This window comes from Neobacillus rhizophilus, assembly GCF_018343535.1.
GTDB lineage: Bacteria > Bacillota > Bacilli > Bacillales > Cytobacillaceae > Neobacillus > Neobacillus rhizophilus.
In genome coordinates this window covers 350156-364120 of the sequence record NZ_JAGYPF010000005.1, presented here as the reverse complement: position 1 = coordinate 364120, position 13965 = coordinate 350156, and the positions used below count along the sequence as shown (strand labels likewise).

General features: G+C 40.7%; 15 protein-coding genes. 1 reads left to right on the top strand and 14 read right to left on the bottom strand.

The features are described 5' to 3' along the window. Nucleotides 1-101: 101 nt before the first annotated feature. From KHA99_RS24645 to rpsU, 11 genes are all read right to left on the bottom strand, one after another. Entirely contained in the window at nucleotides 102-491 is a 390-nt protein-coding gene (locus KHA99_RS24645; protein ID WP_213120139.1) for a diacylglycerol kinase family protein, read from the bottom strand. Continuing rightward, nucleotides 469-885: an rRNA maturation RNase YbeY gene (gene ybeY / locus KHA99_RS24640; protein WP_372447638.1), complete on the bottom strand. Its 417-nt coding sequence runs from the start codon at nucleotides 883-885 to the stop codon at nucleotides 469-471. The genes KHA99_RS24645 and ybeY overlap by 23 nt, the downstream gene beginning before the upstream one ends. Before the next feature lie 50 nt (nucleotides 886-935). Beyond that, nucleotides 936-3107, bottom strand: a complete 2172-nt coding sequence (locus tag KHA99_RS24635) for an HD family phosphohydrolase (protein WP_213120137.1) — start codon at nucleotides 3105-3107, stop codon at nucleotides 936-938. A gap of 247 nt (nucleotides 3108-3354) precedes the next feature. After that, nucleotides 3355-4317, bottom strand: a complete 963-nt coding sequence (locus KHA99_RS24630) for a PhoH family protein (RefSeq protein WP_213120136.1) — start codon at nucleotides 4315-4317, stop codon at nucleotides 3355-3357. After that, on the bottom strand, nucleotides 4314-5507 hold the full coding sequence (yqfD, locus tag KHA99_RS24625; RefSeq protein WP_213120135.1) for a sporulation protein YqfD: 1194 nt from the start codon (nucleotides 5505-5507) through the stop codon (nucleotides 4314-4316). Before yqfD ends, KHA99_RS24630 begins: the two co-directional genes overlap by 4 nt. 15 nt (nucleotides 5508-5522) lie before the next feature. Then, on the bottom strand, nucleotides 5523-5807 hold the full coding sequence (yqfC, locus tag KHA99_RS24620; protein ID WP_213120134.1) for a sporulation protein YqfC: 285 nt from the start codon (nucleotides 5805-5807) through the stop codon (nucleotides 5523-5525). Between the two features lie 90 nt (nucleotides 5808-5897). Continuing rightward, the gene (locus KHA99_RS24615) at nucleotides 5898-6320 is read right to left on the bottom strand and encodes a YqfB family membrane protein (RefSeq protein ID WP_213120133.1); all 423 of its coding nucleotides are present in this window, start codon (nucleotides 6318-6320) and stop codon (nucleotides 5898-5900) included. A gap of 24 nt (nucleotides 6321-6344) precedes the next feature. Beyond that, the gene (floA, locus tag KHA99_RS24610; RefSeq protein WP_213120132.1) at nucleotides 6345-7328 is read right to left on the bottom strand and encodes a flotillin-like protein FloA; all 984 of its coding nucleotides are present in this window, start codon (nucleotides 7326-7328) and stop codon (nucleotides 6345-6347) included. A gap of 22 nt (nucleotides 7329-7350) precedes the next feature. Next, complete coding sequence (locus KHA99_RS24605; protein ID WP_213120131.1) at nucleotides 7351-7986, bottom strand: NfeD family protein; 636 nt, start codon at nucleotides 7984-7986, stop codon at nucleotides 7351-7353. Between the two features lie 114 nt (nucleotides 7987-8100). Further along, nucleotides 8101-8547: a GatB/YqeY domain-containing protein gene (locus tag KHA99_RS24600; RefSeq protein WP_213120130.1), complete on the bottom strand. Its 447-nt coding sequence runs from the start codon at nucleotides 8545-8547 to the stop codon at nucleotides 8101-8103. A 13-nt stretch (nucleotides 8548-8560) separates the two neighbouring features. Continuing rightward, entirely contained in the window at nucleotides 8561-8734 is a 174-nt protein-coding gene (gene rpsU, locus KHA99_RS24595; RefSeq protein WP_007087607.1) for a 30S ribosomal protein S21, read from the bottom strand. Between the two features lie 218 nt (nucleotides 8735-8952). On the opposite strand from rpsU, the gene KHA99_RS24590 reads away from it, so the two are divergent. After that, a complete protein-coding gene (locus tag KHA99_RS24590; protein WP_213120129.1) occupies nucleotides 8953-9897 on the top strand; it encodes a Na/Pi symporter in 945 nt (314 codons plus the stop codon). A gap of 877 nt (nucleotides 9898-10774) precedes the next feature. Here KHA99_RS24590 and mtaB read toward each other — a convergent pair. The 3 genes from mtaB to prmA all read right to left on the bottom strand — a co-directional run bounded on the left by mtaB (nucleotide 10775) and on the right by prmA (nucleotide 13956). Next, nucleotides 10775-12148, bottom strand: coding sequence for a tRNA (N(6)-L-threonylcarbamoyladenosine(37)-C(2))-methylthiotransferase MtaB (gene mtaB / locus KHA99_RS24585; protein WP_213120128.1), 1374 nt, complete (start codon nucleotides 12146-12148; stop codon nucleotides 10775-10777). 7 nt (nucleotides 12149-12155) lie between these two features. After that, the gene (locus tag KHA99_RS24580) at nucleotides 12156-12905 is read right to left on the bottom strand and encodes a 16S rRNA (uracil(1498)-N(3))-methyltransferase (protein WP_213120127.1); all 750 of its coding nucleotides are present in this window, start codon (nucleotides 12903-12905) and stop codon (nucleotides 12156-12158) included. Between the two features lie 109 nt (nucleotides 12906-13014). Further along, complete coding sequence (gene prmA / locus KHA99_RS24575; RefSeq protein WP_213120126.1) at nucleotides 13015-13956, bottom strand: 50S ribosomal protein L11 methyltransferase; 942 nt, start codon at nucleotides 13954-13956, stop codon at nucleotides 13015-13017. Nucleotides 13957-13965 lie beyond the last annotated feature (9 nt).

Here is a 13965-nt window from a genome sequence, read left to right as displayed (position 1 = left end):
AAAATAGTTGAAATATTCCCAAAAATCATTTTCTCTTAGAAGAAGCTGTTTAGTCATTTTACCTAAATCAAGCGGCCATTTCAAATCCTGTAATCAAAAGCTTACAAAAACAATTTCAAGACATAGGGTAAAAATATGACGATTCCCATTACAAGTGCAATTATGGCAAAAATGAACACTGCTCCGGCAGCAATATCCTTAGCCTGTTTGGCTAGAGGTTTATACTCATTTGTTGCCAGGTCTACTACGCGTTCAATGGCCGTATTCAGTAATTCCAACGAAAACATACCGCCGATCGAAACAAGAATAAACAGCCATTCTATTTTAGTAATAGAGAAGAACAAGCCAAAGGCAATCACAATAACCGCGCTTATTGCATGAAACCGCATATTTCTTTCCTGCTTTAAGGCCGTCACAATTCCTTCTGTGGCATAGGCAAAGGTATCCCAAAATTTTCTGCGTTTAGACTTATCTAATGAGTCCATATTCATTTAAAATTTCCTTCTGCAAAGAGAACATTTCTTTTTCCTCTTCTTCTGTCATGTGGTCATACCCTAACAAATGAAGAAATCCATGCACAGCTAAAAAGCCAAGTTCCCTTACAAAAGGATGGCCATATTCTTCTGCCTGCTCCATTGCCTTAGGAACTGAAATGATAATATCCCCCAATACTCTTGGCATCTCAGCGCCCTCGATTTCTATTTCTCCCTCACCTAACTCTTCCATGGCAAAAGAAATCACATCAGTTGGTGCGTCCTTATCGCGGTATTCACGATTAATTTCTTGGATTCTTTGATTTGTCACAAAGGTAACCGAAACTTCACTATGTTCTTCAATGCTTAGCTTATTTGCTGCAAAATTTAGTAACCTTTCAACATCAAGCATCTGTTGGTCAGACAGCTGCTCTGTTTCATCTAATGAATCAATAAGTAATGTCATGCTTGTTTCACCTTCTTTGTTAGCTCAGGATATTCAATCCTAGAATGAAAGATCCCCTTTAATGTTTCACACAATGTGAAAGTGACAGTTTCAATTTCCTTCATGGTCAGATCACATTCATTTAATTGCCCATCTTGAAGACGGTCAGCCACAATTTTTTTCACAAGAGACTCAATCAACTCTGGCGTAGGCTGTGATAAGGACCGTACCGCAGCCTCAACACTATCTGCAATTCCCACCACGGCCGATTCCTTTGACTGTGCTTTCGGACCGGGATAACGGAAATCATCTTCCCTTACATCAGGGTTGGCCTGAAGCGCTTTATGATAGAAAAACTTAAGTAAAGTGGTCCCATGATGCTGTTCCGCGATTTCAATTATTTCCTTTGGCATATGGCACTTCTTTAGCATATTCGAACCATCCGTTACATGGGCAATGATGATGCTCGCGCTTTTGTCCGGCGGCAGACGGTCATGCGGATTATCATGGTGGATTTGATTTTCGATAAAAAAGTTTGGTCGCCGCGTTTTGCCTATATCATGATAATAGCTTCCTACCCTTGCGAGCAAACCATTTGCACCAATAGCTTCGCAGGCAGATTCCGCTAAATTTGCCACCATCACGCTATGATGATATGTCCCAGGCGCCTCCATTAAGATTTTCCTTAAAAGCGGATGGTTTGGATTCGATAATTCGATCATCCTCATGGTTGATAGTATGCCGAAACTTGCCTCAAAAAAAGGCAGTAAGCCAATAGTCAACACCGCAGAAGCAATACCTGATACAAGGGCTGTAATAAAATAATACCCATATTCCAAGCCGGAATACTGCCCGTTTGGCAAATACATTAAAGCCAAAATGGTCAACAGATTCACTACTGCTGAAAATATCCCAGCCTGCAGAATTTTTGAGCGCTGGTTTTGATTACTTAAAAATAATATGCCTCCCAAAGCGCTAAATAAAATATAGATACCTTCTGAAAAGTTTAATGTACCCGATACCCCTTCATTAAATAATACACTGCCGCAAACTGCAAGGATGATAGAGGTCATAATAGCCAGCTTTTCATCAATTAAAATTTTTATCATCATCCCCGCCAAGGCTGCAGGAAATAGATAGCCAATCGCAGAATAATTAAATACTTGCAGCATGCTGAGTATTTTCAATAAAAAAATTGATAGAATGAAAATCATCCCGAACAATAACAAAAAGCTTTGTCTCTTTTCGGGGTGCGATTTCATTTGGTAAAAGTAACAATAAAGCGAAGTAAGTATAATGCTTATTAAAACAACTAATCCAATGAACGGCTTAAAGGATTTTTCGTTATGTAGCAGTCCAACAAGCTTCAATTGACGGTAAATATCCTGATTTATGAGTTTCCCTTCTTCTACAATAATTTGCCCTTGTAGAATCTTAACGGGTTCAACACTTTCAGCCGCCTGCCTCCTAAGCTCTTCGGTTGCCGAAGGGTCATAAAATTCATTTTGGATCACAGCATACCTGCCAAGATCAATTGCCGCAATTCTCATATTCTCACTCAATGCTGAATATTTTACCTCTTCTTCAACCCTTTTTTTAGCATTTTCGACTTCATCCGCAGATATTCTTTTCGTCATTACATTGTTAATGGCGGTAACCGTTAAATCTTTTGCAATGGACAATTCTTCATTATTTGCCTGAACTAATGCGGAAAAAACCTGATCTGATAAATCCTTCGATACCGTCGGCGTTAATTTCGACTTAAGCATCGTAACTTTTTCTGAAACACTAGGCTCTATAATTTGTGGCGGCTCCTCAGAAGCCTCTGCAGCCTGCTTTTTTTTATTATCCTTTACTTCATCATTTACTTCAGCCGCAGCGCTGAAAATGGAGGTAATTAGGTCAACTCGGTTTTGTGTATATTCATTTTTTAATGTATAGACAGCCTGAACTTGATCGCGCGCCTCTTTTCTTTTCTTCTCCGTGCTTTTCTTATCCTCGACTGTCCCTGGAGACCGTATCGTTTTTCCTGCAACTGAAAACAATTCAATATCCAGCTTTTCCGGCTTTACGTTGTTAAACATAGCTGTGAAAAGAACAATTCCTAATACCAGGAAAAAAAGAATACGAAAGAATGTATTATCCAGCAGTTTGCGAATTCGAATGAAATGCTCCTGCAGTTTCTCCAACTATATCCCTCCAACCACGTTTCCCTGAATTATCAAGTCTTTACACTTATGTTATTTATTGATTTTAGATGAAAGTTTGCTTTATGTAAAATGATAACAGTTTTTCCGTCAAGTTTCATCCTCAAATAAAGAAAACTCGCCGATTCGAGCCCCTTAGGGCGAAGACAAAGGCGTAGTTGAATTTATACTTTCCTATTAGCAAAAAAGGACTCACTTTTATATGCAGTGAGTCCCTTTCAAATCCATCTTATTTTTCCTTTCTTTCGTATGCCTGTATGATTCTTCCGACAAGCGGGTGGCGAACGACGTCGACAGCTTCAAAATAGACGAAGGAAATGCCTTTTATATTTTGTAGAATTTCTTCAGCCTCAACTAGGCCTGATTTAGCGCCTTTTGGCAAGTCTATCTGGGTTCGGTCGCCTGTAATGACCATTTTTGAGCCGAATCCAAGCCTGGTCAAGAACATTTTCATTTGCGCATGAGTGGTATTTTGCGCTTCATCCAGGATAACGAAAGCATCATCAAGCGTTCGTCCCCTCATATACGCAAGCGGAGCAATTTCGATTGTCCCCCGTTCGATAAGCCTTCCTGTATGTTCTGCCCCCAATATATCATGGAGCGCGTCATACAATGGCCGTAAATATGGGTCGACCTTTTCTTTTAAATCGCCGGGAAGAAATCCAAGACTTTCTCCTGCTTCAACAGCAGGGCGAGTTAAAATGATTTTATTAACCTGACCATTTTTCAGGGCGTTAACGGCCATAACAACGGCTAAATACGTTTTTCCTGTACCAGCAGGGCCAATTCCAAATACTAAATCATTTTTCTTAATAGAGTTGATATATTGCCTTTGGCCAAGTGTTTTAACACGAATGGATTTTCCTTTAACGTTTTTGCCGATTTCTTCCTCGTATAGATTTACAAAGTAATCAAGGGTTCCCTTTTGAGCCATTTGCACGGCATATAAGACATCTCGCCCGCTAATGGCAATTCCCTTTCGGATGACAAACATTAAACGGTCGAGTATTTGCCCAGCAAGAGAAACCTGCTCCTCATCTCCCGAGAGGTTGAGCGACTCACCCCTTGTAATAATCGAAACATTAAGTTCCTGCTCAATAATTTTTAAATGTTGGTCTGAAGTTCCGAGCAGCGCCATTGCTTCTGCAGGATTTTCAAGCTGTACCTTAATGGTTGTTAACTTTTCTGTCATTCATGAGTCTCCTTGGAAATCGGTTGTCCGACTGCAATGTTTTCAATTATTTTAAAATGAACGTCCAGTATAACTTTACCATTTTTATTGTCTTTGTGTAAAATTTTTTCATCTTTAATGATAGCATCCTCATCTAAAAGACTTTTTATTTGTTTTCTGGCTAATTCGAGTGCGTTTTCTTCCGCTTCTTTTTCTGTGTAATTTCTCGTATATTCCTCTCTTTCCCGAATGGTTTTATGAACATAGGAGATGGGCAGCTCCCATTTTAAGAAATGAATTTTATGTTCAACCGTTTCGGTTTCAGATTCCTTGAAATCCGGTTTACCAAAGCCCCAGATTGGCAGCTCATATTTTCCAAATAATAATGAATGCTTTTGTTCCTCGTTTCCGTTATAGACTTTAAAACTGGTTTCAAACGGCAGCTCAACATGGCTCATATACCAAGTTTCGCCCCAGACCTCTCCCTTTGCTGCAATCATTTTGGAATTTTCACCTTCCCCGATTACACCGGAAACGAGTAATTGCCCCTCCTCCACATGATCATTCTTATCCACCATTGGTTGTCCTTCTTCAATATATCTTTTAACTATAATCGCCTTCTTTTTGGCGACGAGATTTTGCGGAGATAGTTGCTCAGGCTTCTTCGGTTCGTTTTTTTCGACCACCTGGAGATGATAGGTTGTCCCTTTTAATTCCACACCAACCCATGTAAGATCACCAATGTTATTGGTTAACTGTCTTTGAATTCCCTCAACATTTTTTACCGAAAATTGCAGCTTGCCAATCTTAACGCCCATCTTGTCCAATTCTTTACGAATTTGATACTCAGTTGCGGGCTTAGCCCCTTTAATCTCGATACCCCAAATGACATTTGATAAAACAAAAATTATGATTAGGAAGGCTCCCGCACCTATCAAGAAGCCGCTATTTTTCAACATTCTTTTAAATAAAAAGGGCATACCTGTTCTTCGTAAAAATGAAACCCTACACCCGCTGTTACGAACAAAATACCTGATTTTCTTGGCATCCTCAAGCCTCATTTTAAACGTAATGGTTTCCGTTCCATGCCGCTTTACCTTCCAGATGTAAAAGCCATTCCTAATCAGGACATTAATAAAGCGCTCCATCCCTTTACCTGATACTTTTACTGTGACAATTCCAAATAAATATTCCATCCACAAATTCTTCATTATGTTCCTCCCAGATTAATCATTAATAAACATAACCTGATCTATTTTTCCTTCGAGTAATATCTCTTCAGGTAAGATGGTTTTAATGACGAAAGATTTTCCTTTTATCTGCAACTGCCCCTGTTTTAATAGCAGACGGAGTTCTTTATCGGTAAAGGCGAGCAAGCCTCGGTGATTTTCTATATAAATATGGATTTGTCCGATCATCGTAATTCGGGGCAAATCCATCAGAACGTCTTGAGGAAGATCCATTTTATTAGCCATCCAGTTGCGAATCCGTTGGCCCCATTTTTTTGCCATAAAAAAAGAACCCCCTTTCATCTCATGTTTATGAAATGAATAGGGGTTCTAGCACATCTTTTTCGTATTGGGGTCTGCGTTCTTAAGGCATTACCCTCTACCCTTTTTTACGTAATACCTTTTTTTAGATCGTGGCTCACCAAGAATTTCGGCCCAAATGATACCGTTGATTATTTTTTGCGGAGTTGGTTCCACAGAAATGGCAGTTTCCTCCTCGACTACATTATGATCTACCTTTGCTTTCTGGCTGATTTCGGCAGGCTTTTCCTGGTTATGATTGACAGTTGAACCGGCCATCTTCTGTTTTACCTTTTGATACGCTTTTTCTATATCCTTTTCGTTGTTTTCTTTAGATTGTTTAAATTTCGTTTTAACCGGCTCATTTTGAAAATAAGCCCTTAAATCTTCAAAGGTATTCATAGAAAATGGTTTATATTTTGTCGTTGGTTTTTTCCCTTTGCGAAAAATTGTGGAGATGATTCCAATAATGATTAGGAAAAGCAGCGTTTCCATTACAACCGCCTCCGAAGATGAATTTTACTGACCATCTTTGTTTTCTCCTGTTATTTTCCCGATTGACCCTCTCATTTCAGTATCGGCGGAGATGTTTTTAAAGTTAAGATAATCCATGACGCCGATATTGCCCGATTTCAATGCCTCAGCCATCGCAAGCGGCACTTTTGCATCGGCCTCTACCACCTTGGCCTTCATTTCCTGCACCTTGGCCTTCATTTCTTGCTCTAGGGCGACAGCCATAGCCCTCCGTTCCTCCGCTTTCGCCTGGGCAATCTTTTTGTCAGCCTCCGCTTGTTCCGTCTGCAATTCAGCGCCAATGTTCTTGCCGATATCAACATCAGCAATATCAATCGAGAGAATTTCAAATGCGGTGCCTGCATCAAGCCCTTTGGCCAGTACCGTTTGCGAAATCAAATCAGGATTTTCTAGGACTTTGCTGTGGCTATCTGATGAACCGATGGTGGAGACAACGCCTTCGCCAACACGAGCAACGACCGTTTCCTCGCCGGCGCCCCCAACAAGCCGATCAATATTGGCACGAACAGTAATTCTTGCCTTTGCTTTTACTTCAATTCCGTTCATGGCAACACCTGCAATAAACGGTGTTTCAATAACCTTCGGATTTACACTCATTTGAACGGCTTCCAGTACATCACGTCCCGCTAGGTCAATTGCAGCACAACGCTCAAATGATAACTCAATATTTGCCCGATGTGCTGCAATAAGTGCATTTACCACACGGTCAACATTTCCGCCCGCCAAATAATGGCTTTCGAGCTGGTTTGTGGTAACATTTAAACCAGCCTTATGGGCTTTAATTAGGGGATTAACCACCTTGCTTGGTGTTACCCTTCTCAACCTCATTCCTATTAAGGTAAAAATACTGATTCTAACACCCGCAGCAAGTGCAGAAACCCAAAGCATGACCGGTACAAACGATAACAGGATGCCAAATAAAATTAAGGCAATAACCACAAAACCAATAATAAAAATAGATCCGTCCACAGTCCATTACTCCCTTCTGTTATTAAATTACCTCTCTGACAACAATTCGAGCACCTTCTACCTTGATGACCTTAATTTTTGCATTTTGGGCAATAAACCCGCCCTCACTTACCACATCAACTCTTTCATTATTAAAAATTGCTGTACCAGCAGGCCTTAAGATAGTTAATGCGACTCCTTCTTTCCCCAATAAATCGGTACGATTAATATTGGAAACATAACCATCTTCTTTTTTGGCGGCATCAAATAAAACCATTTTATTGAATAAAACAAGCTTTTTTCCCAACACCTTTATCATTAAAAAGAACACGAGGGTTGATAAGAAAATTGAAATTAAAATTGAAACACCCATTTGTAAAGCATCCTCCCCGGCAAGAAAGAAGCTTAAAATCAAAGCTGCCAGGCCCAAAGTTCCCGCAACTGCACCCGGAAGAAACAATTCAAAAAAAAGCAGCAGGATTCCCCCAGCAAATAACACCAGAGTGCCCACACCGGCATAGCCTGCCATGAAATGCCCATAAAAAAATAAAACAAGCGCCAAAAGTCCAATTAAGCCGGACAGTCCAAACCTTGGCGAAAAAAGCTCCAATACCAGTCCAACTCCGCCAATCGTCAGGAGAACGGTTACAACAACAGGGTTCATAAGAAACTCAACCATCCGAGCCCTCCTTCCTTTACATCCTATAATAATACATACGGATTATTGGCCTGAAAGTTTCATTTAAAAAATAAAAGACCACAGGCATTTACCTATGGTCTTAGTGTCAGAATACTATGAAAGGTGTTGTTGTACAAATTTATTAACAAGTGACCCGTCTGCTTTGCCCTTTACTTTAGGCATTATAGCAGCCATCACTTTTCCCATTTCCGTTTTTGATTTTGCACCGACTTCAGCAATAGTTTCTTTTACTATTTCTGAAAGTTCCTCTTCGGAAAGCTGTTTCGGCATATACAGTTCGACAATAGCGATCTCTGTACGCAATTTTTCAACCAAGTCTTCACGACCGGCCTTATCAAACTCATGGAGGGAGTCTTTGCGTTGTTTTAATTCGCGAGAAAGGACCGTTAACTCATCTGCATCGGACAGCTCACTTACACCAAGCTTAATCGCCTCGTTTTGAATCGAAGCTTTAATCATCCGAATAACAGAAAGTTTGTCTTTTTCCTTGTTTTTCATCGCTTGTTTCATGTCATTATTTAAACGCTCGAGAAGACTCATTTATTACACCCTCTTAAAACTTACGTTTTCTTGCTGCTTCAGACTTTTTCTTACGTTTTACACTTGGCTTTTCGTAGAATTCGCGCTTTCTTGCCTCTTGCAAAGTACCAGTTTTTGATACTGTACGTTTGAAGCGACGAAGAGCATCTTCAAGCGATTCGTTTTTACGAACAACGGTTTTAGACATTCTCTTTCCCTCCCTCCGAAACACAACACACTTACATTCAATCCATGTACCTTGCAATTATAATATAACCTAGGTGCAAGGTCAACTGTATTTCACAGTGAAGTGACAAGGAATGTACATTTTATGCAGAAAATTTTTTAGCATGTCTTAATTTTCCTTTTAAAGATGGCATGTCCCCCCCTATCGGACCATACAATGAAGGGAGGGGAGGATAGACCATGCTTTACATATTATTATTTGTACTTTGCATTTTAATATTTATTTTTGGCATGACAATTATCAGATTTGGACTATTTAATTTATCCGCCAACAAACTTAAGTCATGGCTGATTAAACTAACCAGTACACCTTTAAAAGGAATGCTGACCGGGACATTTATAACCGCACTCCTGCAAAGCAGTTCTGCGGTAATGGTTATTACAATCGGCTTAATATCCGCAAGAATCATGACTTTTCCTCAATCGATTGGGATTATTCTTGGTACTAATATTGGTACTACCTTTAAGACAGAATTAATTACGTTTGACATAGATGCTGTTCTTGTCCCATTTGCGATAATTGGGGCAATTCTAATTTTATTTCCCAATAAAAAAGCAAGAAGTATCGGAATGCTTCTGTTTGGCATCGCTTCTGTTTTTACGGCGATGAAGGGATTTGAAAGGTTAGCAGAGCCATTAACATCGATGAATGTGATCAATCAATTCATTCTTTCCATAAATGATAATATTCTGATGAGTTTATTAACGGGAACGATCATTACTGCCATTATTCAATCAAGTACGGCAATGACTGGGATTACAATGGGATTTCTAACAGCAGGTCTCCTGCAGCTTGATGCGGGAATTGCCATTGTTCTAGGGGCTAATATTGGAACCTGTATCACCGCCATTATTGCATCCATTGGCGGCGGGAAGGAGTCGAAATTGGCGGCCTATGCGCATGTGTGGCTGAATGTTTTTGGCGTATTATTATTTATCCCGCTCATCCCTCTGCTGACTGAAAATGCCCCGCTGCTCGCAGCCAGGAAGGATGTTCAATTGGCTCATATCAGCGTTATTTTTAATGTCGTGTCCTCTCTGTTGGTGCTGCCGTTTGCAACAAAGTTTGGCGAGATGATTTTATTCTTACACGATAGAAGACCAAAAAAGCCTATTGTGAAATAATCTGCTGGACTTTAACCTTATATTCTAATCAGAAGGAGATTGGCTACCGAAAGGCTGAACTATTCACCCATTGGGGCACCAATACGAGTCATTGGTTACCCAAAACCTGAATTATTCACCTATTGGGGTGCCAATACGGCCATTGGTTACCGAGGAGCAGGATTATTCAACAGTTTGGGCACCAATACGAGTCATTGGTTACCGAAAGCCTGAATTATTTACCAATTGGGGCACCAATACGAGTCATTGGTTACCCAAAACCTGAATTATTCACCTATTGGGGTGCCAATACGGCCCATTCGTTACCTAAGAGCAGGATTATTCAACAGTTCGGGCACCAATACGAGTCATTGGTTACCCAAAACCTGAATTATTCACCTATTGGGGTGCCAATACGGCCCATTGGTTACCGAGGAGCAGGATTATTCAACAGTTCGGGCACCAATACGAGTCATTGGTTACCGAAAGCCTGAATTATTTACCAATTGGGGCACCAATACGAGTCATTGGTTACCCAAAACCTGAATCATTCACCTATTGGGGTGCCAATACGGCCCATTGGTTACCGAGGAGCAGGATTATTCAACAGTTTGGGCACCAATACAGGCCATTGGCTACCTAAGGCCTGAATCATTTACCAATTGGGGCACCAATACAGGCCATTGGTTACCGAAAGCCTGAATCATTACCAATTGGGGCACCAATACAGGCCATTGGTTACCGAAAGCCTGAATCATTTACCAATTGGGGCACCAATACAGGCCATTGGTTACCGAAAGCCTGAATCATTTACCAATTGGGGCACCAATTCGCTTTTGTTCCAAGCTTATTTGCTGAACAATTAAATAAAGGGTGTCCCCGTGGGCACCCTTTATTATTAAATGGCCGCTTCTTCAGTTGTAAAAACTTCTTCCTTCACTGATACTTTATCTTCAATAACACGGACAAATTGTCCCTCGTTGTAAGGGTACCCGGCTTTTGTAATCTTTACTTTTACAATTTTGCCGACCATATCTTCAGTTGCTGGAAAAACAACCTTTAAGTAGTTATCAGTGTAGCCCACGTAAAGGCCTGATTCAGCCTCTTCTTTAAACTCCTCTTCCGGAATAACCTCCAGAACCTCACCTTCAAATTCTGAAGCATAATCCTTTGCTAGTTGATCAGAGAGAGTGATTAAGCGGTGTACGCGGTCATTTTTGACCTCTTCATCAACTTGATCTTCCATTCTGGCAGCGGGTGTTCCTGTACGCTTGGAGTAAGGGAAAACATGAAGCTCAGAGAATTTATGTTCTTTTATAAAATTATAAGTCTCCATAAATTCCTCTTCCGTTTCACCAGGGAAACCAACAATAACGTCAGAGGTTACAGCTAGACCTGGCAAGATTTCCTTCAAACGTTCCAATCTCTCTGCGAAAAATTCCATCGTATATTTACGACGCATTCTTTTCAAAACAGTATTTGAACCAGATTGAATCGGAATATGCAAATGGCGGACCACAATATTCGAATGCTTGATGACTTCAATTACTTCATCGGTAATTTGGCTGGCCTCTATCGAAGAAATTCTCAGTCGTTCTATTCCTTTAACCTGTGCCTCTAAGTCACGAAGCAGCATCGCAAGATTATAATCCTTCATGTCCTCGCCATAACCGCCTGTGTGAATACCTGTAAGGACAATCTCCTTATATCCCGCATCCACTAATTGCTGGGCCTGACGAATAACTTCCTGCGGATCACGCGATCTCATCAGGCCGCGTGCCCATGGAATAATACAGAACGTACAAAAATTATTACAGCCTTCTTGAATTTTCAAAGAGGCACGTGTTCTGTCTGTAAAGGATGGTACATCCAATTCTTCATAAACACGATTCTTCATGATATTGCCGACACCGTTAATTGGCTGCCTTTCTGTTTTATACTGCTCGATATAATCCAGCATTTTAACACGATCCTGTGTGCCTACAACAACATCTACGCCAGGAATAGCCATGATTTCTGCCGGTGATGTTTGCGCATAGCAGCCTGTAACACAGATCACCGCATCAGGATTTTTTCTAACCGCACGACGGATAACCTGGCGGCTTTTTTTATCTCCTGTATTCGTAACCGTACAGGTATTTATCACATAAACATCTGACATGGATTCAAAATCCACGCGCTCATAGCCTTCTTGCTTAAATAATTGCCAAATGGCTTCTGTTTCATAGTGGTTGACTTTACAACCCAATGTATGAAAAGCAACTGTTGCCATTATATGTTCACCTCAGTAATTCAAAATGATAGGAAATGGCCGCAAGTGAATACAATGGGGCCGTTTCCGTCCTTAATATGCGCGGACCAAGTCCGCAAAGATCAAAACCATTAAGCTTTAACTGCTGTACCTCTTCATCTGAAAGACCCCCTTCGGGTCCAAAGACAAGAAGAAGAGATTCACCAGGTTTCAATTGTTTCAGGACAGCAGAAAAAACGGATGTTTCTCCGTTTCTACTTTCCTCCTCATACGCAGCTAATTTATAATCAAATTCATTACTTTTAGCAAGCAATTCTTTAAAACTCATCGCTCTTTCCACTTCTGGCAGCATCGCACGATGTGATTGCTCGGCCGCCTCTTTGGCAATTTTTTGCCATCTATCTATTTTTTTCGCAGCCTTTTTCTCATCCCACTTAACAACTGAGCGTACGGCCGTGAATGGGATAAATTGGTGAGCTCCTAATTCCGTTCCTTTTTGGATAATCCACTCAAGCTTGTCCCCTTTAGGCAGCCCGCTTGCAATGGTAACTGAAATCGGCAGCTCTGAAACCTCTTCTTTCCATTGTACAACGTCTGCAGCAACTCTTTCATCGGTAATTTCTGCAAGCCGGCAGATGGCCTGCTTTCCATCAGGATCGACACAGATGATTTGATCGCCAAGTTCCATGCGCATCACCTTGACTATATGGTGACGATCTTCTTCGTCTATGAAAAAACGATCTTCACTTGCTCGATTTTTAACAAAGTAGCGCTGCACAACCTTGCACCCTCTCTAAACAGAATACGTCTTATTTTACTAAAATTTAAAGCAATAATAAAGAATGAAATACAAAAAGGGGACTTGAATATCCCCCTCAGCTTCTTCATTATACCCTTTTAGAAATAATGGCAACCCAATCCTCCATTAAAATGGTTTCTGTAATTTCAAAACCGGATGATACAAGTGCCTCTTTTACTTGATCTTTTTTCTGTTGAATAATGCCTGAAGTAATGAAATAACCTCCCGGCTTAACAATCCGAGCCGCATCATCGGTAAATCGCAAAATGACTTCCGCTAAAATATTGGCTACAATGACATCAGCTGATCCTTCTTCAACGCCATCAAGCAGGTTATTCTGTGAAACATTAACCATATTGTGAACTTTATTTAACTTAATATTTAATTTTGCCTGTGTAACCGCTACTTCATCAAGGTCATAAGCCCTGACATCCTCGGCTCTCAGCATGGCAGCAGCAATACTTAGAACACCCGAACCTGTTCCAACATCAATGACCCGATCACCCGGGCGGACCGTTCTTTCAAGGGCTTGAATACACATCACCGTCGTCGGATGTGTCCCCGTACCAAACGCCATGCCTGGATCCAATTCAATGATTAATTCATCGCTGCTGACAGGGTTATATATCTCCCAAGTAGGAACAATCGTGAACTTTTCAGAGATCTTAACAGGGTTATAATACTTCTTCCAAGCAGTCGCCCATTCTTCCTCGTTTACTTCACTGATTGTAACCTTGTTTATGCCTATATCAATATTGAATAGGATAAGATTATTAATAGAATCTTTAATCGCTTCGACTGTTTCGCCCAAGAAGCTATTGACCGGCATATAGGCCTTTACAATGACACCTTCCTCAGGGTAATCATCTGGATTAAGCTGGTAGATTTCACCGAATTGATCTTCCCTTTCCTTTGTCAATTCAAATGGATCCTCAATTACAACACCGCTCGCCCCAGCTTCGTGTAAAATATGAGAAATTGGCTCAATCGCTTCATTTGTTGTGTGGATACTAATTTCAGACCACTTCATTCTACCAGC

What these genes read in the sequence shown, in the direction of transcription:
- mtaB (WP_213120128.1), bottom strand. Translation starts at nt 12,148, where the DNA reads ATGGCAACAGTTGCTTTTCATACATTGGGTTGTAAAGTCAACCACTAT.
- KHA99_RS24590 (WP_213120129.1), top strand. Translation starts at nt 8,953, where the DNA reads ATGCTTTACATATTATTATTTGTACTTTGCATTTTAATATTTATTTTT.
- prmA (WP_213120126.1), bottom strand. Translation starts at nt 13,956, where the DNA reads ATGAAGTGGTCTGAAATTAGTATCCACACAACAAATGAAGCGATTGAG.
- ybeY (WP_372447638.1), bottom strand. Translation starts at nt 885, where the DNA reads ATGCTTGATGTTGAAAGGTTACTAAATTTTGCAGCAAATAAGCTAAGC.
- KHA99_RS24630 (WP_213120136.1), bottom strand. Translation starts at nt 4,317, where the DNA reads ATGACAGAAAAGTTAACAACCATTAAGGTACAGCTTGAAAATCCTGCA.
- KHA99_RS24615 (WP_213120133.1), bottom strand. Translation starts at nt 6,320, where the DNA reads ATGGAAACGCTGCTTTTCCTAATCATTATTGGAATCATCTCCACAATT.
- yqfD (WP_213120135.1), bottom strand. Translation starts at nt 5,507, where the DNA reads ATGAAGAATTTGTGGATGGAATATTTATTTGGAATTGTCACAGTAAAA.
- KHA99_RS24600 (WP_213120130.1), bottom strand. Translation starts at nt 8,547, where the DNA reads ATGAGTCTTCTCGAGCGTTTAAATAATGACATGAAACAAGCGATGAAA.
- KHA99_RS24645 (WP_213120139.1), bottom strand. Translation starts at nt 491, where the DNA reads ATGAATATGGACTCATTAGATAAGTCTAAACGCAGAAAATTTTGGGAT.
- yqfC (WP_213120134.1), bottom strand. Translation starts at nt 5,807, where the DNA reads ATGGCAAAAAAATGGGGCCAACGGATTCGCAACTGGATGGCTAATAAA.
- KHA99_RS24605 (WP_213120131.1), bottom strand. Translation starts at nt 7,986, where the DNA reads ATGGTTGAGTTTCTTATGAACCCTGTTGTTGTAACCGTTCTCCTGACG.
- rpsU (WP_007087607.1), bottom strand. Translation starts at nt 8,734, where the DNA reads ATGTCTAAAACCGTTGTTCGTAAAAACGAATCGCTTGAAGATGCTCTT.